Genomic DNA, 19675 nt, shown 5'->3' with positions numbered 1-19675 from the left:
CGCCAGTGCCGCGCCAGCCGCTCGGCCCCCGAGGACCTCATGGAGATCGCGCCCTTCACGCCGTCGCGTGAAAGACCGGCGGGCGAAGGTTTCGCGCGCCGCGACGAGGCGCCCAGCCGCCGCGACGATTTCGGCGACAGCGTCTGGTTCTCGCTGTCGATCGGGCGCCGGCAGAATGCCGAGCCGCGCTGGCTCATCCCGATGCTATGCCGCACCGGCAGCATCTCGAAGCGAGAGATCGGCGCCATCAAGATGCAGCCGGAAGAGACCTACGTGCAGATCGCGGCGGATTGGGCAGACCGCTTCCTGGCCGCGATCGGTCCCGACCGGAAGCTGCAAGGCAACATCCTGGTGAAGCGGCTCGACGGTACGCCCGATCTGTCGCGCGCCGGCTATCAGCCGCCAAGCCCCGACAAGAAGCCGCATCGCGGCAAGGCGCCGTTCGATCCCAACGCGCCGAAGCGCAAATTCGAAAAACGTGCACCGGCAGCAGCCGATCAGCGCCCGACTGCCCCGCATGATGCAAAGCCATGGGCGAAGAAGCCGGGCAAGCCGAAATTCGACACCTCTGGTGCACCCAAGCACAAGAAGGCGAAGAAGCGGCCTTCGTAAGACCGGGCAACGAGCCTCATCCGCCCGCATGACGCCGGCCGCATCCCGATGCGGTCTTGCCCATCGGTTCGGCCATGTGCCACACCTTGGCAGGGACGTGGCAAGTGGGGGTGGCAAATGCGCGGCAAAGTGCTTCACTATGACGAAGTCCAGGGTTTCGGCTTCATCACCGGAGCCGACGGCAACCGCTACACCTTCACCCGCGAAAACCTGCGCCGGGAAACCACTATGCGGAAGGAAGCGGGCGTGGAATTCCAGGCGGGCGGCGGCCAGGCGCGCGACGTCTTTTTGATCGCCGCCGAGACGGCTGCGCCGGCCGGCGACGCTGGTACGAGCGCCGCGCCGACTCAAGCCGGTAACGCACCATCCGCTTCTGCGCCACAGGCCCAGCATTTCGGCCGTTCCCCCGGGCCGGCCGAGCCCACCGATCTCTGGGGCTATTTCTGGCGTGGCGTGACGCAGAACTATTTCAATTTCGCCGGACGTGCCCGCCGCAAGGAATATTGGGGTTATTTCCTGTTCTGGGTGGTCTCGCTGCTTGTCATCGGCGGCATCGGTCTTTTCGCCGACAATGAAATGGGCAATTTCGACAGCAGCGTATCGGCGGCGGTAACCGTCGGCCTTTGCGGCACCTTCGTCCTGGCGACACTGCTGCCCAGCCTCGGCATGACCGTTCGCCGCATCCATGACATCGGCCTCTCGGGCTGGCTTTATCTGGTGGTGCTGATCCCGACCATCGGCAGCCTGATCATCCTGGTCTTCGCGCTGATCCCGACGCAGGCCCGCGAAAACCAGTGGGGACCGGTGCCGGCGGGCGTCAGGGTCTAGGGATGATCGCCTTCAGCGCCTCGCCCGAAAGCCTGAGAAAGACCTTCTGGCCGTGGCGTTCTGCGCCAAGTCGGTCGTAGAAACGCTGCGCGCCTTCGTTCCAGTCCTCGCTGGTCAGGTCGATGCGGCCGATGCCTTCGCGCAGGCAATGATCGGCGAGAAAGCCGATCAGCGCCCGGCCGACACCAGCGTTGCGGGCTTTGTCGCGCACGAACAGGTCCTTAAGGAACAGCAGCCGCTCGAGATCGATACCGGGATGCGCGATCGCCACCGACGCCAGGCCGCTGACCTCGCCCTCGATGAAGGCGAGCGCGAAATGCGGATAGGCCGGGCTTTCCTCGCCAAGCCATTTTCGTGCCGCAGACAGGGCCCGGTCGGCATTGAGAGGCGGTTGCCGATAATGTTCCGCCATCTCGCAAAACATGGCCGCGAGCGTCGTCGCGTCCTCGATCGTCGCCCAGCGGACGTCGACCGTCACGGTATCAGCCCAGGAATTTGGCGATGATCGCGTCGCCCATCTCAACCGTACCGACCTCGGTCATGCCATCGGAAATGATGTCTTTCGTCCGCAGGCCCGCGTCGAGCACGGCGGCGATCGCGCCTTCGACGCGGTCGGCTTCATCGACCATGCCGAAGGAATAGCGCAGGCACATGGCGAAGGAGGCGATCATGGCGATCGGGTTGGCAATGCCCTTGCCGGCAATGTCGGGCGCCGAACCGTGCACCGGCTCGTAGAGCGCCTTGCGCTTCTTGGTCTTCACGTCAGGCGCGCCGAGCGAGGCCGACGGCAGCATGCCGATCGAGCCGGTCAGCATAGCGGCGATATCGGACAGCATATCGCCGAACAGATTGTCGGTGACGATGACGTCGAACTGCTTTGGCCAGCGCACCAGCTGCATGCCGCCGGCGTCGGCCAGCATGTGGTCGAGCTTGACGTCGGAATAGCGCGCCTTGTGGGTCTGGGTGACGACCTCGTTCCACAACACGCCCGACTTCATCACATTGCGCTTTTCCATCGAGGTGACGTGGTTCTTGCGGGTGCGCGCGAGTTCGAAGGCGACGCCCGAAATGCGCTCGATCTCGAACGTGTCGTAGACCTGCGTGTCGATGCCGCGCTTCTGTCCGTTGCCGAGATCGATGATCTGCTTGGGCTCGCCGAAATAGACGCCACCGGTCAGCTCGCGCACGATCAATATGTCGAGACCTTCGACCACCTCCTGCTTGAGCGAGGAGGACGCCGCCAGCGCCGGATAGCAGATGGCCGGGCGCAGATTGGCGAATAGCTCCATGTCCTTGCGCAGGCGCAGCAGGCCGGCTTCCGGGCGCACCTCATAGGGCACCGCATCCCATTTCGGACCGCCGACGGCGCCGAACAGCACCGCGTCGGCCGCCATCGCCTTTTCCATGTCGGCATCGGAGATCGCCGCGCCATGCGCGTCATAGGCGCAGCCGCCGACCAGCCCCTCATCGGTGGCAAAACCGCTGCCGAGCCTGTCGTTCATGACCGCGATCAGTTTCTTGACCTCGGCCATGGCCTCAGGACCGATGCCGTCACCGGGGAGCAGGAAAAGATGCTTCGTTGCCATGGAGAAACCGTCCTGGAAAGATTTGAACCGCGGCCTTGCTAAACGCCAAGCGAGTTGCATGCAAGCAGGAACGCAGCGATCACGGATAACCCGATTCGTTGGTGATCCGTAGCGCCCCCCTCTGCCCTGCCGGGCATCTCCCCCTCAAGGGGGGAGATTGGCAGCATTATCGTTTCGCCTCTTCTTTCTGACGTGGAGATTGGCGAACGCCGAGGCGACATCCAATCTCCCCCCTTGAGGGGGAGATGGCCGGCAGGCCAGAGGGGGGCGCTGTCCCGCCGGCATACGTCATCACTGATGCGAGAGAATGTTGATCAGCCGGCCGAACGGATCGCGGACGTAGAAGCGCCGCACGCCCCAGGGCTCGTCGGCCGGTCCGTATTCGATGGCGAAGCCGGCCGCCTGCATGGCGTCGAGCGCCGCATCCACGTCGTCGACCTCGATGGAGAGGCCGGGCACCGGCGTGCCGGAGCCGCCTTGCGCCATGAAGCTGACCTGGACATCCATCTTTGCTTGCGAGCCGTAGGTCGCGATCCAGCCGAGGTCCATCAGCAGGTCGAGACCGAGCACATCCTGGTAGAAACGCTTCGCCGCCGCGACATCCGCTGTCTCGATATTGGCAACAATGCGCTGGACTTTCATCGTCGGTCGCCCTTCAGGCCGTGCGCCGCAGCGCCGTCACCTCGATCTCGATCTTCATTTCCGGTTTGTTGAGTTGGCAGACGATCATCGTCGCTGCCGGCCTGATGTCACCGAACGTCTCGCCGAGGATCGGGAAGACTACATCCACGAAGGCCTGGTCGGTGATGTAGTAATGCGCCCGCACCACGTCAGCCATCTCGAAGCCGCCGTCCTTCAGCGCCTTGCCGATCGTCGCCAGGCAATTGCGCGTCTGCGCCTCCACCGTCTCCGGCATCGTCATCGTCGCGTAGTCGTAGCCGGTGGTGCCGGAGACGAAGCACCAGTCGCCCTGCACCACGGCGCGCGAATAGCCGGCGGTCTTTTCGAACGGCGAACCGGTGGAGATGAGTTTGCGCATATGAGGGGCCTTGCTTGGGTTGTCGGCCAGCATTAGCAGGCGGAACGGCGCGGGTCGTGGGCCAAGCCAGGCAAACTGTTATCCCGGAAGCGAAGCGCGAACCTCCGAGATTGGTTGAAGCATCCCTTCCGTCGTCATCCTATGGCGGAGCAAGGAGCGTAGCGACGCGGCGCAGACCATAGGATGACGAAAGCGAGGGGGTGCTGCGCAACGCTAAAGCTTTAATTTGCCGCCCCCAGCGCCTTGTCCAACGCCGCCTTCACATCCGCCGGCCATGTCGCCACATCAGGCCAGGCGTTCGGCTGGCCATTGTCGCCGCGGCGCGCAAAATAGAGCCTGTGCTGGGCCGGGTCGACCGCCATGAAGCCGTCATTGCCGCCGCAGTCATGCGGCACGCAGCCGCTGGCGTAGAAGGCGCCCGAAGCGGTCTTTTCGGTGCCGCCGCCGACCAGCAGGCTGGTCGCCATGTCGGCCATGTCCTTGCCGAGCAGCTTTTCCGCTTCCTTGTAGACGGCCTCATTGTGGAAGGCGTCGATGATGTTCTGGTACTTTTCCGGATCGATGTCCTTCCAGTCCGTGCCGGGTTCCGGCATGTAGGTCAGATTGCCCGAAATCGTCAGCCCGTCGGTCGGCGACCATTGCAAAGCCGGTTTCTCATCCCCCGGCAACAGGTAGGGCACGAAATAGATGGCGTTGTCGGACACCGCCGAGGGCGGGGCGCCGCACTGGTCCTGCTCGACAGTGGTGCTCTGGATCGTGCCGCCTTCCGGCTTCCAGACGATCACCGTCGCCGGCCCGCATTGGTTGCCGCCGTCGCCGACATCGAACAGCGCCACCTTGACGCCGCCGACCTCGACTGTTTTGTCGAAGAAGACATCGTAATTGCTCGCCAGCTGCTTGCCGTCATAGGCGAGCACCTTCTCGCCGTACTGTTCCTTCTGGGTGATGGTCAGCGTGCCGCCTTCGAATGGGACGGGAGCTTGCTTGTCGTCATCGGAAGCATCGGCGGCGTTCGTCCCCTGATCGGCGGACGGCTGCTCCGTCGCCGGGGCCGGCTGTGTGGCGGGCGTCTGCGCAGACGCGCTGGCGATTTGCCCCAGCAACAAGGCCAGCCCGCAAAGGCCGGCAAGAAGCGAACGTGTCATGACTGTCCCTCCACTCAGTCGCCGCGAACCGGCCCGAAAGGCCAGATCCATCCGTCCGGAGCGCGCCGCTCAGGCCCAGGGGCGCTGTTCGGCGTTGCGCTTCTCGAACGAAGCGATGGCGCCGGCTTTCTCCATGGTCAGGCCGATATCGTCGAGCCCGTTGAGCAGGCAGTGCCGCTTGAAGTCGTCGAGGTCGAATTTGACCACGCCGCCATCCGGCCCACGGATTTCCTTGGCTTCGAGGTCGACCGACACGGTGGCATTGGAGCCGCGCGAGGCGTCGTCCATCAGCTTCTCGAGATCCTCGGGGCTGACGGTGATCGGCAGGATGCCGTTCTTGAAGCAGTTGTTGTAGAAAATGTCGGCGAACGAGGTCGAGATGACGCAGCGAATACCGAAGTCGAGCAGCGCCCACGGCGCATGCTCTCGGCTGGAGCCGCAGCCGAAATTGTCGCCGGCGACCAGGATCTGCGCCTTGCGGTAGGCCGGCTTGTTGAGCACGAAATCCGGGTTTTCCGAACCGTCGTCCTTGTAGCGCATTTCGGCGAACAGGCCGGTGCCGAGCCCGGTGCGCTTGATCGTCTTGAGGTAATCCTTCGGGATGATCATGTCGGTGTCGACATTGACGATCGGCATCGGAGCGGCGACGCCGGTGAGCTTGGTGAATTTTTCCATGGCTTTTGCCCGTGTTTCGTTGCGGGGGAATTTGTTGAGGCCCGGTTTACACAAAGCCGGCGGCAAATAAAAGGCAACTGTTCGTGCATGGTGGCACAAGCCAGCCCGATGGTGCAATCTGGCGGCCATGGCAGAAAACGCACACGTCCTCTACGACAGTGAACACGCGCTCGACATCGCCGAATTCCGTCGCGTGCTGGTCGAATCCGGCCTCGGCGAGACACGGCCGATCGATGATGAAGCGCGGCTGCGGGCGATGCTGTCGGGCGCCAATCTGGTGCTGACCGCGCGCCTTGATATTCAGGGCAAGCCGCTGATCGGCGTCATCAGGGCGATCACCGACTTCTCCTGGGTCTGCTACATCTCCGAACTCGCCGTTTCCCGATCGGCACAGGGGCTCGGCATCGGCAAGGGCCTGATGGACGAGGCGCGCCGGCAGCTTGGACCATCGGTCGCCATCAGCCTGATCTCCATGCCCGATGCCGTCGGCTTCTACGAACGTCTCGGCATGAAGCGCATGGCCGACGCCTTCTGGTTCGACCGCAAGGGCTGAGGCTCGCTCGAAATACTCTTCCGCAACCGTGGCGATCCTTCGCGCCAGCGTCAAAAAGGACCTTCCCTTTGCCCGCTCAAATCACATTCAATTCCCGAAACGCCCTTCCCTCCGCCACCCGCTCATACCCGAACGCCGAGCAATCCACCGTGCGATAGCCGCCATGCACGATCAGTTCGGCCAGCGCTTTGCCCACTGCTGGCGCCTGCTGCAGGCCGTGGCCGGAAAAGCCGTTGGCGAACAGGAAATTGCCGACGTCGGGATGCGGACCGATCACCGCGTTCTGGTCGAGCGTGTTGTAGTCGTAGTGGCCGGCCCAGGCACGGGTCGGCTTGATCGCCTCGAAGGCGGGAATACGGGTCGCCAGCACCGGCCAGATCACCTCTTCGAACAGTGGCCAGTTTACCTCGAAGTCGCCGGGATCGGGTGCGCAGTCGCCTTCCTCCGGTTCGGCGCCGCCGGTGAGGTAGACCGAGCCTTCCGGACGGACATAGATGCCGGAGGGATCGACCAGCAGCGGCATGTCGGCATATTTCTCGCGCGCCTCGAAGACGAAGACATTGCGCTTGCGCGGCTCGACCGGCAGCTCGAGCCCGGCCATGGCAGCCACCTTGCCGGCGTTAGGGCCGGCGGCGTTGACGACGATGCCAGCCTCCAGCGTCTCGCCATTGCCCAGGCTCACTCCCGTGACGCGGTTGCCATCGCGCGCGATGCCGGTGACATCTGCGGCGATGAAATCGACTTTCTTCTGCCGCAGCGCCTTGCGGAACAGCGTCAGCATCGCATGCGCGTCGAACCAGCCTTCGCCGGTGCGGCCATAGGCGCCGGCTGAAATGCCCTCGGTCGACAGCCATGGGAACCGGCGCACCAGCTGATCCGCGTCCTCCAGCACAATGTCGGCGCCCTCGGCCATCTGCGCCTGGTGATTGCTCCTCAGGATCGGCAAGCCGTCCTCGCCGGCAAGGATGAGGTAGCCGCCCTCGCGAAAGCCGATATCGGCGTCATCCCCGAACTCTTCCTTCAGCCGCCGGAACAGCTTCAGCGTGAACTGCGACAGGCGGATGTTTTCCGGGATCGAGAATTGCTGGCGGATCGAGGCCATGGACAGCGTCGTTGCCGCATGCGCGAATTGCGGATCACGCTCGACCAGCGCGATCGTGCCGGAAAACCCTTGCTCACGCAGGTAATAGGCGACCGAGGAGCCGACGATGGCTCCGCCGATGATGACGATGTCGTAGCGCATGTTCTCTCCGATCCGGCCGATAGTGTCCTTCACGCCACCGGCAGAATGACCTCGAAGCGCGTGCCGCGCTCGCTGTCAACCAGCGCGATCATACCATCATGCGCTTTCAGGAGGGCCAGCACGATGCCAAGCCCCATGCCGGTGCCGCCCTGTTCGCGCCGCGTGGTGAAGAACGGCTCGAAAATGCGCGCCCGGTTGCTCGGCGAAATGCCGGCACCGTCGTCGCTGACCAGGATGCTCGCCTTGCCGCCGGCGCTCGTAGCGGAGACAGAAACCTGCGTCGCGCCATGCCTGGCCGAATTGTCGATGAGATTGGCCAGCACGATAGCCGCGTTCTCGGCCGATATGCGCAATCTGATGTCGCCGCCGGCCCCGATGCTAACCGTGAGCCTGCTATCGACGGGCAGCAGCGACAGTGCCGCACCGAGCGATGTGCTTTCGCCGCTCGGCGCCAGGTTTTCGGCGCGCGCCAGGTCGAGCAGGCGCCGCACCAGAAGATTGAGCCGTCCCGCATCGGTGACGATATTGTTGGAGAAACGCCGCCGCTCCGCATCGTCCATCGCGCCACCGGAATCGCGCAGCAATTCGGCCGCGCCCTGGATCGCCGTCAGCGGCGATTTGAGCTCATGCGAGACATGGGTGGCGAAAGTCTGGATTGAGTCCGACCGCGCCTGAAGCTTCTCGGCCATGTCGAGGAAGGCTGCGGACAGCTCCGCCATCTCTCGCGTGCCGTGGTGGTCGAGCGGCCGGATGGCCGTGCGGTCGCCGGCGGCGATGCGCTCGGTGCGGTCGATCAGCGCATAGATCGGCCGGCTGACGGTGCGCAGGAAGATGAGACCGATGAGCAGCGTGCCGCCGAGAATGGCGATCGCCGCCAACGTCACCTTGCCACGTTCGCCATAGAGATGCTTGATGATGTTGTTGGGCGTCCGCGACACATAGACGACGCCGGCGACCTGGCCGTCGACAGCGACCGGCAGGGCGACGAAGACACGCACCTTGGTGCCGCGGCTGACCGAATAGAGCGGTGGCGTCGGCTGGTCGGGAATGCGCAGCCTGAGCGCGCTGGCATAGTGGCCGGCAAGTGCTGTGCGCACCTCTTCGACCGCACTGAGCGACTGGCCGACCTCGCCGCGCCCGGCAATGACGACGCCCCGGGGGTCGAGCAGCCGGAAGCCGGCCAGCGTGGTTTTCTGGGTGGCGTCGAGGATGCCGGACAGGCGCGCGCCGATCACCGCGAAGGCGGGATCGACGATCGCCGGCATCGCCGCCGGCCGGGTCGGCAGGACATAATCCGAGGCAAGATCGAGCTGCGGTTCGATTGGCCTGTAGAGCGGGTCCGGATTGACGCTGCGGCTTGAATCCCCACTTGGCTCCGGCATCGGCGCACCGAGCTTTTCCGGTGGGATGCCGGCGTCACGTACATCCCGCGCATAGATGGCGGCGATGGCAGCGCCTTGCGCGATCAGCTCCGCCTCGGTCTGGCGGATCAGCTGGTTCTCGTAGAGGCGGAAGAAGAACAGGCCGACCAGTGGCAAGGCCATCACCATGATCAGGATGGCGACGACGACCGTGGCAAGCCGTGGCCGCCATTTGCGGCCGATCCATTTGCTGGAAGCCGTCAGCCGCATCGGCCAAGCCGGAAGCCGACGCCATGCACCGTCTCGATGACATTAGGGCAACCCACGGCTGCCAGTTTGGCGCGGATGTTGCGGATGTGGCTGTCGACGGTGCGGCCGGCGACGTGGATGTTTGCGGCATAGGCGCTGGCCGTCACCGCGTCGCGGTCGAGCACATGCGCCGGCCGCGCCAGGAACCCCTTCAGGATCGAGAACTCTATTCCTGTCAACGATAACGGCTTGCCGTCGAAGCTGGCGGTATGGCTGGCCGGCGCCAGAGCCAGTTTGCCATGCGAAAACCGCCTGTCGTCGGCCGGTTCGGGCACCGCCGGGCGGGCGCGCCGCAGGATGACGTTGACGCGGGCAACCAGCTCGCGCGGGCTGAATGGTTTCGTCACATAGTCGTCGCCGCCCATTTCGAGCCCGAGAATGCGGTCGATCTCCTCGTCGCGCGCAGAGAGGAACAGCACCGGCACATCGGATATGTGCCGCAGCCGCCGGCAGACCTCCAGCCCGTCCATTTCCGGCATGCCTATATCGAGCACGACGAGGTCCGGTGCCCGGCGGCCGATTGCCTGCAAGGCGGCGGCACCGTCGGCCACCCCTGTCGTTTTCATGCCGGCCTTCTCCAAGGCAAAGCAGATCACCTCGCGGATGTGCGGGTCATCGTCGGCGACGAGGATGTGATGCGGCATGGATCAGCGGCCCGGCATGGAAGGTTCGATAGCGGAGGGAATCACGAACGGCTCCTTGGTGTCGAGATATCGAAGCAGCCGCCAGTCGCGAAAGCTCCAGGCCCGCCAGTTCTGCTGGATAGTTCGATACCAGATTTCGTCGCTGCCGCGCACGCCGGCCAGTTCGCGGACAGTGCCGGCGGCCGCCGTCTTGCCCTGGTGCTCGAGGAAGCGATCAAGCGCGGGAAACGCGCCCGGACCGAGCGAGTGAAGATACCAGGCGTCTAGGGGAATGCCCTGGCCGGTCATTTCGAGGGAATGGTCGACATTGTAATTGGCGATCGTTGCTGCGAAATTGATGAAACAGCCGGCATAAAGCGTCAGGGATAACGTCAGAAGATTGGCGGACAGCAGCCATTCGTTGGATTTTCTAAGCGCGATGCGGGCAATGATCAGGGCAAGGCCTGCTGCCACCAGCCCCATCCAGACAAAGGCGGCGACGCGCCAGTAGGTCAATGCATAGATGCCGATATAGAGGTCGAGCCGCAGGATCGACGAGATGACCAGCATGATGTTCTGCGCCACCCAGGCATACACCAGCCGGCGGATCAGCGGATCGGCCGAGGTCTCGCTGCCGGGTCGCAGCGCTGCCAGCACGAAGCCGGCGGCAAGCAGTGCCGTGACGATCAAGGGATAGGCGCCACGATGCGCGTAGGAGGCGTAGCTCAGCCCATCGGGAAGCGCTGCCCCGCCCCACAGATAGGCGGCGTCGAGCGCCGTCTGCAGCGCAAACAGGATGTTGAAGACGATCAGGGCGCGCAGGATGGCGGCCTTGCCGAACAGGATGTCTTCGATGGTGGTGGCGGTTTTGCCGGCTTGAGCGCTGACCGCCGGCAACGCGCGCGGGATGCGGCGAACCAGGCGCGGCAGGCGCGGTCGCAGAAAAGCCCAGACAGCGGCGAGCACGAACAGCCAGAAGGCAATCCGCGCCAGCTGGACAAGATCGAGCAGCCTCACGAGATCGATCAGCGACAGCCAATAATCGATGACCGGATTGGCGGCACCGAACAGCGCCAGGAAGACCGCGCCCAGCGTCAGCGGCATCACCCAGACGGCGATCGCCGCCAGCCGGATGCGACGCCCACCGAACCGCCGCGCCGTCCTGCGCCAGCGGATGAAATCAATGACGAAGCGGAACGGCGCCGCCAGCCCGAACAGCACGATCTGCCCGGCAATGCGGGCGATGCTGTGCCGCAGCCGGCCGCTCAACGAAAGCGCGAAGACGGTCAGCGCCGCCAGCGCGATCGAGACCGACAGGGTGCTGACGTTTTCAGCCAGCGGCAGCAGCGGGACAAGCAAGGCGATGGGCTTGAGCCAGACCCGGCCGTCGTTGAAGGCGGCCGGGTGCACAGCGACGACCGCCGCGGCGATCAGCAGGGCGAACAGGAAAACCGTGATCCCGGCGGGCTGGCCATAGAACAGAAAATCCGCGAGCGCTGCCAGCAGGATGGCGACACCGAAACGGCTGCAATAGCTCGGCGCGGCGGAGAACAACGCTGTCATGACCTGGCTTTCCTGATGGCTTCCAGCCGAACCGTTGGCGGGCTTCTGCGGACAAAGGGAATGAGGGTTGCGACGGGACACGCGCGCGGCGGATCGGCCAGCCACCAGCCCTCGCTACGCAGTCGGTGAGGCAGGGACCAACGGGGCTTTGCTCGCTTGTGCATGCCGCTTGTCTCGCAAGCGGGCGGGGAAACGGCAGGGCGGATCCGAGGAGGTTTTCCGCAGGCCCGTGCAGTTTTCGTGCAGGGGTAAACGCTGCCGATCTCCCCCCTCGTGGGGGAGATTGGTAGCTTCATGCCCCGACTTGCCTCACCCGCCCACAAGCGGCATAGATCATCCATGGAAACCTATCGCCCGCGCCGCTCCGTGCTCTACATCCCGGCCTCCAGCGACAAGGCCTTGGCCAAGATCGCGCAGCTTGCCTGCGATGCCATCATCATCGACCTGGAAGACGCCGTCGCTCCGGCCGACAAGATCGCCGCCCGCGAAAAACTGGCCGGCATTTTCGCCGGCCATTCCGAGAGACGCTGCGAGATGATCGTGCGCATCAATGCGATATCAGGCGAATGGGGCGCCGACGACCTGCTGGCGGCCGCAAGCTGCGAACCCGACGGCATCCTTCTGCCCAAGGTCGACACGCCGCGCGACCTGCTCGAGGCCGGCGACGTGCTTGACGACAATTTTACCCCCGACAGCGTGAAACTATGGGCGATGATCGAGACGCCCAAGGCGCTGCTCAACATCGGCGCCATCGCCGAACTTGGCCGCGATCCGGCCTCGCGGCTCAATTGTTTCGTTGCCGGAACGAATGATCTGGTCAAGGAGACCGGCATTCTGGCGACGCCTGACAGGCGCTACCTCGTGCCATGGCTGATGCAGATGGTGCTGGCCGCACGCGCCGGCGGCATCGACATGCTCGACGGCGTCTCCAACGATTTTCGCGACCTCGACGCCTTCGCCCATGAATGCGCGGAAGCCGCGGCCATGGGGTTCGACGGCAAGAGCCTCATCCACCCGGCCCAGATCGAAGCCGCGAACCGCGCCTTCGTGCCGTCCACGGAAGCGGTGGCCGAGGCACGCTCGGTGAAGGAAGCCTTCGCGCTCGCCGAGAATGCCGGCAAGGGCGTGATCGCGCTGAACGGCAGGATGGTCGAGCGGCTGCATCTGGCGCAGGCCGAAAAACTGCTGGCGAAGGCAGCCGCCATCGGGTCATAAATGCTCGATGGATGCGAGCGGGCTACAGCTACTCACGACAGGAATTGAACAATGAAACTCTACCGCTTTCTGTCCGCTCCGGACGATGCCAGCTTCTGCCACAAGGTGACAGCGGCGCTGAACAAGGGCTGGCATCTGTTCGGCTCGCCGACCTATGCCTACGACAAGAAGGCCAAAGCGATGCGTTGCGGCCAGGCCGTGGTCAAGGATATCGACGGTCAGGAATACGGGCCCGATACCAAGCTGAGTGACTGGTAGATTTGAAAAGCTCCGACGCAGGGTGTGTTGAGATTCAGGTCAGGCCGAGTCGAAAATGGTGGTTTCCGAGAACCGGAGCGGAGCGTACTTTTGGGTACGTGAGCACAGTTCTACCGCGACGCGGTAGAGCGGGGAAGCGCAGGAAGCCATCATTTGCAGGCCGGCATCACCTGAATATCAGCGCACCCTACTCCGCCGCCTCTTCGATCTTCTCCATATCTTCGTCCGACAGGCCGAAATGGTGGCCGATCTCGTGGATCAGCACGTGGGTGACGATGTCGCCCAGCGTCTCTTCGTTCTCGGACCAGTAATCGAGGATGGCGCGGCGGTAGAGCGTGATGCGGTTCGGGCCTTCGCCGGTCTGCGGGTTCCAGCGCTCGGCGATGCCGCGTCCCTCGAACAGGCCGAGCAGGTCGAATGGCGTTTCCAGCGACAGATCGTCCATGATTTCGTCGGTCGGGAATTCGGCGATCTGGATGACGATCTCGCCGGTCAGCTTGCGAAAATCCTCCGGCAGATGGGCGTACGCCTCCAGCGCCAGGAACTCCATTTCGTCCATCGAGGGCGAGAGTTCGTCGTGCCAGGTGCGGGTCTTGTAGATGCGGGCCATGCTTTGTCCTTTGATCCCGGCATATAGGCTTTCGCACCGGAATCGGCAAATGAACGGGCCGATGCGCCTGCGCCATCCCTGCAGAGAGGAATAAATTCCCCATGACTCTGCTTGACTCTTGGGATGCGCTCTGGAATCTATAGGAACATAACAGGAACAATTGTGAGTGGAAGCTGACCGTCATGGCGATGACCGCCGTGGCGCGGGAGACTGTTTTTGCCCTGCGCCGCCAGATCGCGAAAATCGAGGGAACGCTGCCCGAGCGCTTGGCTGCGCCGGCAGCCGCACCCTTTGATGCTGACGTCAACACTGATCTCACAATCGTCCGGCGTGGCATTGCCGCGGCGTTGCCGGATGCGTTCCTGCCTATCGGCGTCGGGCGCCTCGACGCCGCCCTGAGCGGCGGGCTGCCGAAGGCCGCCCTGAGCGAAATCCATGGGCTTGAAACCCGCGATGCCGGGGCCGTCGCCGGCTTCGCTTTGTCGCTCACCAGCCTGATCCTCAAGCAAACGCCGGGGCTGCCGGTGCTGTGGATCGGCACATCGGAGATTTTTCGCGAGGCCGGCTTTCCCTATGCCAGGGGGCTTCACGCCTCGTTCGGCATCGAGCCGGAGCAATTGCTGTTTTCCGAGGCGCCAAGGCTCGTCGATGCGCTGTGGGTCGCCGAGGAGGCAGCCCGGATGACGGCGCTCGCCGCCGTCATCCTGGAAATCCGCGGCAATCCGCAGCGGCTTGACCTGACCGCGACACGCCGGCTGCATGCAAGGGCGCAAGCGGCCGGCCGGCCGGTGTTCCTGCTGCGGCAGGCGGCTGGGCCCGAACCGACGGCGGCACCCGTCCGCCTCATCGTCGCCTCGGCGCCGGCGGTGCCGCGCGACACCATCGCCGGGCCGCTGGCCGGCTCGATCGGCCGCCCGGCCTTCACCCTCACCATCGGCAAGAGCCGCACGGCCCTGCCTGGACAATTCACACTGGAGTGGAACCCCGATGAACGCGCATTCGACGAAAGAGCGGGCGACGAAGGAGCAGGTGGGGAAAGAAACCGGCCAAAGAATCCTGTCCCTATGGTTTCCCTATCTGGCGGCGGAAAGGATCCTGCGCCAGCGTCTGGGGCGGTCCTGGCGTTCCCGGCCGTCGGATCACCCCTCTCACCCGCCGCTCGTGATCAGCCATCGCGACCGCAACGCACAGCGCATCTCGGCCCTCGACGAGCGGGCTGAGGCGCTGCACCTGAAGCGCGACATGGGCATCGCCGATGCGCGCGCCATGCATCCGTCGATCGACGTCGTCGAGGCCGATCCGGAAGCCGATCGCCGCCTGCTCGAAGGCCTCGCCGACTGGTGCGACCGCTACACCCCGCTGGTGGCGCTGGACGGGGCAGACGGCCTGTTTCTCGACGTCACCGGCTGCACCCATCTGTTCGGCGGCGAGCGCGCCATGCTGGACGACATCCTGTCGCGCTTCTTCCATCAGGGTTTCGATGTCCGCGCCGGGCTTGCCGCGACGCCGGGCGCTGCCTGGGCGGCGGCACGCTTTTGCGGCGACCGCATCGTTGTGTCAGGCGAGGAGGAGGCGCTGCTGGCGCCCCTGCCGCTGGCCGCGCTGCGCATAGAACCTTCGACCCGCACCAGCCTGGAAAGTGTGGGCCTGCGCACGGCGGGCGCCGTCATGGCGGCACCGCGCGCGCCGCTCGCCCGCCGCTTCGGCGCCCTGCTGCTCCTGCGCCTCGACCAGGCGCTTGGCCGGCTCGACGAGGCGGTGTCGCCGCGCCTGCCCGTCGCGCCGCTTTCGGTCGAACGCCACCTCGCCGAACCCGTCACCCTGACCGAGGACATCGAACGGCTGGTGGGCATGCTGGCGGCGACCTTGAAGACCGACCTCGAGCGCCGCGGCGAGGGCGCCCGGACGCTGGCGCTGCTGCTCTTTCGCGTCGACGGCGCCGTCAGCCGCATCGCGCTCGGTACCTCGCGGCCGATGCGCGAACCCATGCTGATCCAGAAACTGTTCCATGAAAGGCTGGCCGCGCTCGAACAGGATATCGATGCCGGCTATGGTTTCGATCTGGTGCGGCTCTCGGTGTTGGCATCAGCCACCTTCGACATGCAGCAGGCCGATCTTGCCGGCGAGGTGACCGACGACGGCGCCGATATCGCGCTGTTCGCCGACCGCATCCGCGCCCGGCTCGGCGATGGCGCGGTTCTCCGGCCGGTCGCGGTCGAAAGCCATCTGCCGGAGCGTGCCGTCGCCACCATCCCCTTCACCGACGCGCCGTGCCGGACCACGCCGCCGAAGAAGCCGGACAGGCTGCAGGCACCAAAAACCATATTTCCGCCGGAACGACCGATCCGGCTGTTTCGCTCGCCCGAACCCATCGATGTGCCGGCCACCGAAATGCCGGAAGGACCGCCGCTGAACTTCCGCTGGCGGCGCGCGCTCTACCGGGTCAAGCGCGCCGAAGGGCCGGAACGCATCGCCGCCGAATGGTGGCGGGAAGCGCCAAGCGACGAGGCGGCATCGACGCGCGACTATTTCCGCATCGAGGATGCCGACGGCCGCCGCTACTGGCTCTACCGGCAAGGCCTCTACGGCGGCGCCTCGCAAGTCCCGCCGCGCTGGTTCCTGCATGGAGTCTTCGCATGAACGCGCTGACCGTCATTCCCTATGCCGAGTTCGGCATCCAGTCGAATTTCTCCTTCCTGCGCGGCGCCTCCAAGCCGGAGGAGCTGATGGTCGCGGCCAAGCTCCTGGGCTTCTCGGCGATCGGACTTGCCGATCGCAACACGGTGGCCGGCGTGGTGCGCGCCTGGCAGCAGGCCAAGGTCGAAAAACTCTCCTATCACCCCGGCTGCCGGCTGGTTTTTGACGACGGCACGCCGGACATCCTCGCCTATCCCCAGGACCGCAAGGGCTGGGGGCACCTCTGCCGCATGCTGACGCAAGCCAATCTGCGCGACGAGAACGAAAAAGGCGCCACCCTTCTCCAGCGCGGCGACCTGCTCGAATGGGGTGACCTGATGTCGCTGGCGGTCCTGCCCGGTCTGTCGACGGGGGCGCAAGACAGTCTTGCCTTGCTTGGTGAGCTCAAGGGCCGTTTCGGCAGGAACCTGCGGCTTGGCGTTTCGCCCGACTACGCCGGCAATGACCGTTTCCGCATCGAGCAGGCGGCAGCACTTGCCGAGAGCGCCGGCATTCCGCTGATGGCGACCAACGACGTTCTTTATCACACCGCCGAACGGCGCCCGTTGCAGGACGTGCTGACCGCGATCCGCCTCAACACGCCCGTTGCCGAGGTCGGGCTACAACTGGCCGCCAATGCCGAGCGCCATCTGAAGCCGCCGATGGAGATGGGCCGCCTGTTCCGCCGGCACCCGCAGGCGCTGGCCGAGACGCTGCGATTTGCGCAAGAGCTGACTTTTTCGCTCGGCGACCTCCAGTACAACTACCCCGACGAGCCGACGGAATCGGGTCTTGGTCCACAGGCTGAGCTGGCGCGACTGGCGCGGGAGGGAGCGGCGAACCGCTATCCGGCTGGTGTGCCGGATTCCGTGACCAAGCGCATCGAGGAAGAGCTCGCTTTGATCGAACGCCTCAACTATGCCCGCTATTTCCTGACTGTCTACGACATCGTCAAGTTCGCGCGCAGCAAGGATATTCTCTGCCAGGGACGTGGATCAGCCGCCAATTCGGTCGTCTGCTTCTGCATCGGCATCACCGAAGTGGGGCCGGAAAAAATCGATTCGCTCTTCGAGCGCTTCATTTCCGAGGAGAGAAACGAGCCGCCGGATATCGACGTCGATTTCGAGCACGAAAAGCGCGAAACTGTAATCCAGTACATCTACGAGAAATACAGCGGCAAGCGCACGGCACTTGCCGCCGCCGTCATCAGCTATCGCGGCCGTTCGGCGCTGCGCGAAGTGTCGAAGGCGATGGGCCTGTCCGAGGATGTCAGGGCATCGCTTTCCGGCTCGATCTGGGGTTGGTCGACATCGGAGCTTGGCGAGAAGGAAGCCCGCGCCGGCGGCCTCGACCGCACCGACCCGGTGTCGGGGCACGTGATGGAGCGTGCCAATGAGATCATGGGCTTCCCCCGCCATCTCTCCCAGCATGTCGGCGGCTTCGTCATCACCAGGGACCGGCTCGACGAGATTGTGCCTATCGTCAAGACGGCGATGGACGAGCGCAAGATGGTCGAATGGGACAAGGACGATCTCGACGCGGTGAAGATCTTGAAAGTCGACGTGCTGGCGCTCGGCATGCTGACCTGCCTGCAACGCGCCTTCACCTTGCTCACGGATCACTATCCTAATGCGCGGGATGATTATGGGCAGCCCTATGTGTTGGCCACCCTGCCGCCGGAGGACAGGCAGGTCTACAAGATGATCTGTCGCGCCGACACGCTCGGCGTCTTCCAGATCGAATCGCGGGCCCAGATGTCGATGCTGCCGCGCCTCCAGCCGAAAACCTTTTATGATCTCGTCATCGAGGTGGCGATCGTTCGGCCGGGCCCGATCCAGGGCGACATGGTCCATCCCTATCTGCGCCGCCGGCAAGGCAAGGAACAGGCCGAGTATCAAAAGCCGGAGCTGGAAGCGATCCTCAAGAAAACGCTTGGCGTACCGCTGTTCCAGGAACAGGCGATGAATATCGCCATCGTCGCCGGCGGTTTCAAACCGGGCGAAGCCGATGAACTGCGCCGCGCCATGGCCACCTTCAAGCGCACCGGCACCATCGGCAATTACCGCGACCGTATGATCAATGGCATGGTCGGCAAGGGCTACACGAAGGACTTCGCCGAGCGCTGCTTCAAGCAGATCGAGGGCTTTGGCGAATACGGCTTTCCTGAAAGCCATGCTGCTTCCTTCGCCCTGCTCGTCTATGCCTCCTGCTGGTTCAAGACCTTCTATCCCGACGTGTTCTGCGCCGCGATCCTGAATTCGCAGCCGATGGGGTTTTACCAGCCGGCCCAACTCGTGCGCGACGCAAGCGACCATGGCGTCGACATCCGCGACGTCGACGTCAATTTTTCGGTGTGGGATTGTACGTTGGAAAAGGCGCCATTCGATCCGGCCCGCATCCTGCCACGCCATGCCGAAATGCGCGGCGTCATCGAGACAAATCATGCGCTGCGGCTCGGCTTCAGGCAGATCAAGGGCCTGTCGAAGGAGCGCATGGAGGCTTTCGTCGAGCGGCGCGGCTCAGGCTATGTATCCGTCAGGGATGTCTGGCTGCGCTCCGGCCTCGATGTCGGCGAGATCGAAAAACTGGCGCAGGCCGATGCCTTTCGCTCGCTCGGTCTTGACCGTCGCGAAGCCCTGTGGGCGGTGCGCGCGCTCGACGGCAAGAGCGCCGCCGAAAGACTGCCGCTGTTCGACCAGCCGGCGCTTCGCCTGCGCGAGCTGGAACCGGAGACGAGGCTGCCGAAAATGCCGCTCGGCGAGCATGTCATCCACGATTACCGCGCGCTCGGCCTGTCGCTGAAGGCGCATCCGGTCGCCTTCCTGCGCGAGCGGCTCGACCGCGCCGGCGTCATCCCGAATGCGAATCTTCCTTCCGTGCGCGACGGCAGGCGCGTCTCGGTCGCCGGCCTCGTGCTGGTGCGGCAGCGCCCCGGCAAGGGCAATGCGATCTTCCTGACGCTGGAGGACGACAAGGCGGTGGCCAACATCATCTTCTGGCAAAGAACCTTCGACCGCTATCGGCCTATCGTCATGGGGGCCCGGTTCGTCAAGGTCACCGGGAAATTGCAGTCGGAATCGGGTGTGGTCCACATCGTTGCCGAGAAGATCGAGGATCTGACGCCCTGGCTGACCGTGCTTCTGGAGAAGGTCAGCGAGACTGCACCAGTGGTTCCTCCGAGAGACCTCGCCAAGGACGGTTCGGATCGCTCCAGCCCCGCCAAACAAAGCGCGCCGATCCGGCAGGATCTCGCAACGCTGTCGGAAGAAGCGGAACAGGTCATGCCCAAGGGGCGGAATTTTCAGTAGGCAAGGCCATGCCAAGAGCGGAACGAAAGCGGACGTCGGCGATCCTTCGCGCCCCCTCTGTCCTGCCGGCC

At 64.5% G+C, this 19675-nt stretch carries 19 protein-coding genes; 8 read left to right on the top strand and 11 right to left on the bottom strand.

What is annotated here, in order from left to right; translation table 11 throughout:
- Together EN949_RS20050 and EN949_RS20045 are read left to right on the top strand one after the other, a co-directional pair.
- The coding region (locus tag EN949_RS20050; RefSeq protein WP_206534958.1) for a DbpA RNA binding domain-containing protein at positions 1–612 on the top strand (612 nt) is incomplete at its 5' end.
- A 117-nt stretch (positions 613–729) separates the two neighbouring features.
- On the top strand, positions 730–1440 hold the full coding sequence (locus EN949_RS20045) for a DUF805 domain-containing protein (protein WP_127365614.1): 711 nt from the start codon (positions 730–732) through the stop codon (positions 1438–1440).
- Here the strand turns inward: EN949_RS20045 and EN949_RS20040 are convergent.
- The 6 genes from EN949_RS20040 to leuD form a co-directional block, all read right to left on the bottom strand.
- Positions 1430–1918 carry a GNAT family N-acetyltransferase gene (locus EN949_RS20040; RefSeq protein ID WP_127365615.1) on the bottom strand — a complete coding sequence of 163 codons (489 nt, stop codon included), beginning with the start codon at positions 1916–1918 and terminating at the stop codon, positions 1430–1432. The genes EN949_RS20045 and EN949_RS20040 overlap by 11 nt on opposite strands.
- A 4-nt stretch (positions 1919–1922) precedes the next feature.
- Entirely contained in the window at positions 1923–3026 is a 1104-nt protein-coding gene (leuB, locus tag EN949_RS20035) for a 3-isopropylmalate dehydrogenase (protein WP_127365616.1), read from the bottom strand.
- A gap of 291 nt (positions 3027–3317) precedes the next feature.
- Positions 3318–3668, bottom strand: a complete 351-nt coding sequence (locus tag EN949_RS20025; protein WP_127365617.1) for a VOC family protein — start codon at positions 3666–3668, stop codon at positions 3318–3320.
- Between the two features lie 13 nt (positions 3669–3681).
- Positions 3682–4065, bottom strand: a complete 384-nt coding sequence (locus EN949_RS20020; RefSeq protein WP_024504044.1) for a RidA family protein — start codon at positions 4063–4065, stop codon at positions 3682–3684.
- A gap of 221 nt (positions 4066–4286) precedes the next feature.
- On the bottom strand, positions 4287–5210 hold the full coding sequence (locus EN949_RS20015) for a hypothetical protein (protein WP_127365618.1): 924 nt from the start codon (positions 5208–5210) through the stop codon (positions 4287–4289).
- A 69-nt stretch (positions 5211–5279) separates the two neighbouring features.
- Positions 5280–5885, bottom strand: coding sequence for a 3-isopropylmalate dehydratase small subunit (gene leuD, locus EN949_RS20010; protein WP_013528787.1), 606 nt, complete (start codon positions 5883–5885; stop codon positions 5280–5282).
- A 127-nt stretch (positions 5886–6012) separates the two neighbouring features.
- Here leuD and EN949_RS20005 point away from each other — a divergent pair, with 127 nt between their 5' ends.
- Complete coding sequence (locus tag EN949_RS20005) at positions 6013–6438, top strand: GNAT family N-acetyltransferase (RefSeq protein WP_127365619.1); 426 nt, start codon at positions 6013–6015, stop codon at positions 6436–6438.
- A gap of 76 nt (positions 6439–6514) precedes the next feature.
- Here the strand turns inward: EN949_RS20005 and EN949_RS20000 are convergent, their stop codons facing one another.
- From EN949_RS20000 to EN949_RS19985, 4 genes are read right to left on the bottom strand one after another with little or no spacing between them, the layout of a single operon-like run.
- A complete protein-coding gene (locus tag EN949_RS20000) occupies positions 6515–7681 on the bottom strand; it encodes an FAD-binding oxidoreductase (protein WP_063169568.1) in 1167 nt (388 codons plus the stop codon).
- Between the two features lie 29 nt (positions 7682–7710).
- Positions 7711–9312 (bottom strand): ATP-binding protein, encoded by a 1602-nt coding sequence (locus EN949_RS19995; RefSeq protein WP_127365620.1) that lies wholly within the window; start codon positions 9310–9312, stop codon positions 7711–7713.
- On the bottom strand, positions 9303–9995 hold the full coding sequence (locus EN949_RS19990) for a response regulator transcription factor (protein ID WP_127365621.1): 693 nt from the start codon (positions 9993–9995) through the stop codon (positions 9303–9305). The genes EN949_RS19995 and EN949_RS19990 overlap by 10 nt, the downstream gene beginning before the upstream one ends.
- Positions 9996–9998: 3 nt before the next feature.
- Complete coding sequence (locus EN949_RS19985) at positions 9999–11537, bottom strand: DUF4173 domain-containing protein (RefSeq protein WP_127365622.1); 1539 nt, start codon at positions 11535–11537, stop codon at positions 9999–10001.
- 339 nt (positions 11538–11876) lie between these two features.
- Between EN949_RS19985 and EN949_RS19980 the strand changes: the two genes are divergently transcribed.
- Together EN949_RS19980 and EN949_RS19975 are read left to right on the top strand one after the other, a co-directional pair.
- A complete protein-coding gene (locus EN949_RS19980) occupies positions 11877–12752 on the top strand; it encodes a CoA ester lyase (RefSeq protein ID WP_024504050.1) in 876 nt (291 codons plus the stop codon).
- Positions 12753–12803: 51 nt separating this feature from the next.
- On the top strand, positions 12804–13010 hold the full coding sequence (locus tag EN949_RS19975; protein ID WP_013528780.1) for a DUF1737 domain-containing protein: 207 nt from the start codon (positions 12804–12806) through the stop codon (positions 13008–13010).
- A gap of 187 nt (positions 13011–13197) precedes the next feature.
- On the opposite strand, the gene EN949_RS19970 is transcribed toward EN949_RS19975, so the two are convergent.
- Positions 13198–13620 carry a metallopeptidase family protein gene (locus EN949_RS19970; protein ID WP_013528779.1) on the bottom strand — a complete coding sequence of 141 codons (423 nt, stop codon included), beginning with the start codon at positions 13618–13620 and terminating at the stop codon, positions 13198–13200.
- 182 nt (positions 13621–13802) lie between these two features.
- On the opposite strand from EN949_RS19970, the gene EN949_RS19965 reads away from it, so the two are divergent.
- Genes EN949_RS19965 through EN949_RS19955 form a run of 3 tightly spaced genes read left to right on the top strand, consistent with a single transcriptional unit; the run spans position 13803 to position 19604 of the window.
- Complete coding sequence (locus tag EN949_RS19965; RefSeq protein WP_027162865.1) at positions 13803–14840, top strand: hypothetical protein; 1038 nt, start codon at positions 13803–13805, stop codon at positions 14838–14840.
- Positions 14782–16260 carry a DUF6504 family protein gene (locus tag EN949_RS19960; protein WP_027162864.1) on the top strand — a complete coding sequence of 493 codons (1479 nt, stop codon included), beginning with the start codon at positions 14782–14784 and terminating at the stop codon, positions 16258–16260. Before EN949_RS19965 ends, EN949_RS19960 begins: the two co-directional genes overlap by 59 nt.
- Positions 16257–19604 carry an error-prone DNA polymerase gene (locus EN949_RS19955; protein ID WP_127370951.1) on the top strand — a complete coding sequence of 1116 codons (3348 nt, stop codon included), beginning with the start codon at positions 16257–16259 and terminating at the stop codon, positions 19602–19604. Before EN949_RS19960 ends, EN949_RS19955 begins: the two co-directional genes overlap by 4 nt.
- Positions 19605–19675 lie beyond the last annotated feature (71 nt).

Origin of the sequence: Mesorhizobium sp. M7A.F.Ca.US.007.01.2.1 (assembly GCF_003998165.1) — a bacterium.
GTDB lineage: Bacteria > Pseudomonadota > Alphaproteobacteria > Rhizobiales > Rhizobiaceae > Mesorhizobium > Mesorhizobium ciceri.
The sequence above is the reverse complement of the archived record's forward strand: the minus strand, read 5'-3'. Positions and strand labels throughout refer to the sequence as shown.

Bases quoted from the DNA above. Each gene is read 5' to 3' on its own strand.
- leuB (WP_127365616.1), bottom strand. From the start codon at position 3,026: ATGGCAACGAAGCATCTTTTCCTGCTCCCCGGTGACGGCATCGGTCCT.
- EN949_RS19975 (WP_013528780.1), top strand. From the start codon at position 12,804: ATGAAACTCTACCGCTTTCTGTCCGCTCCGGACGATGCCAGCTTCTGC.
- EN949_RS19955 (WP_127370951.1), top strand. From the start codon at position 16,257: ATGAACGCGCTGACCGTCATTCCCTATGCCGAGTTCGGCATCCAGTCG.
- leuD (WP_013528787.1), bottom strand. From the start codon at position 5,885: ATGGAAAAATTCACCAAGCTCACCGGCGTCGCCGCTCCGATGCCGATC.
- EN949_RS19965 (WP_027162865.1), top strand. From the start codon at position 13,803: ATGGCGATGACCGCCGTGGCGCGGGAGACTGTTTTTGCCCTGCGCCGC.
- EN949_RS20000 (WP_063169568.1), bottom strand. From the start codon at position 7,681: ATGCGCTACGACATCGTCATCATCGGCGGAGCCATCGTCGGCTCCTCG.
- EN949_RS19990 (WP_127365621.1), bottom strand. From the start codon at position 9,995: ATGCCGCATCACATCCTCGTCGCCGACGATGACCCGCACATCCGCGAG.
- EN949_RS19970 (WP_013528779.1), bottom strand. From the start codon at position 13,620: ATGGCCCGCATCTACAAGACCCGCACCTGGCACGACGAACTCTCGCCC.
- EN949_RS20025 (WP_127365617.1), bottom strand. From the start codon at position 3,668: ATGAAAGTCCAGCGCATTGTTGCCAATATCGAGACAGCGGATGTCGCG.
- EN949_RS20020 (WP_024504044.1), bottom strand. From the start codon at position 4,065: ATGCGCAAACTCATCTCCACCGGTTCGCCGTTCGAAAAGACCGCCGGC.
- EN949_RS19985 (WP_127365622.1), bottom strand. From the start codon at position 11,537: ATGACAGCGTTGTTCTCCGCCGCGCCGAGCTATTGCAGCCGTTTCGGT.
- EN949_RS19980 (WP_024504050.1), top strand. From the start codon at position 11,877: ATGGAAACCTATCGCCCGCGCCGCTCCGTGCTCTACATCCCGGCCTCC.
- EN949_RS19995 (WP_127365620.1), bottom strand. From the start codon at position 9,312: ATGCGGCTGACGGCTTCCAGCAAATGGATCGGCCGCAAATGGCGGCCA.
- EN949_RS20005 (WP_127365619.1), top strand. From the start codon at position 6,013: ATGGCAGAAAACGCACACGTCCTCTACGACAGTGAACACGCGCTCGAC.
- EN949_RS20015 (WP_127365618.1), bottom strand. From the start codon at position 5,210: ATGACACGTTCGCTTCTTGCCGGCCTTTGCGGGCTGGCCTTGTTGCTG.
- EN949_RS20045 (WP_127365614.1), top strand. From the start codon at position 730: ATGCGCGGCAAAGTGCTTCACTATGACGAAGTCCAGGGTTTCGGCTTC.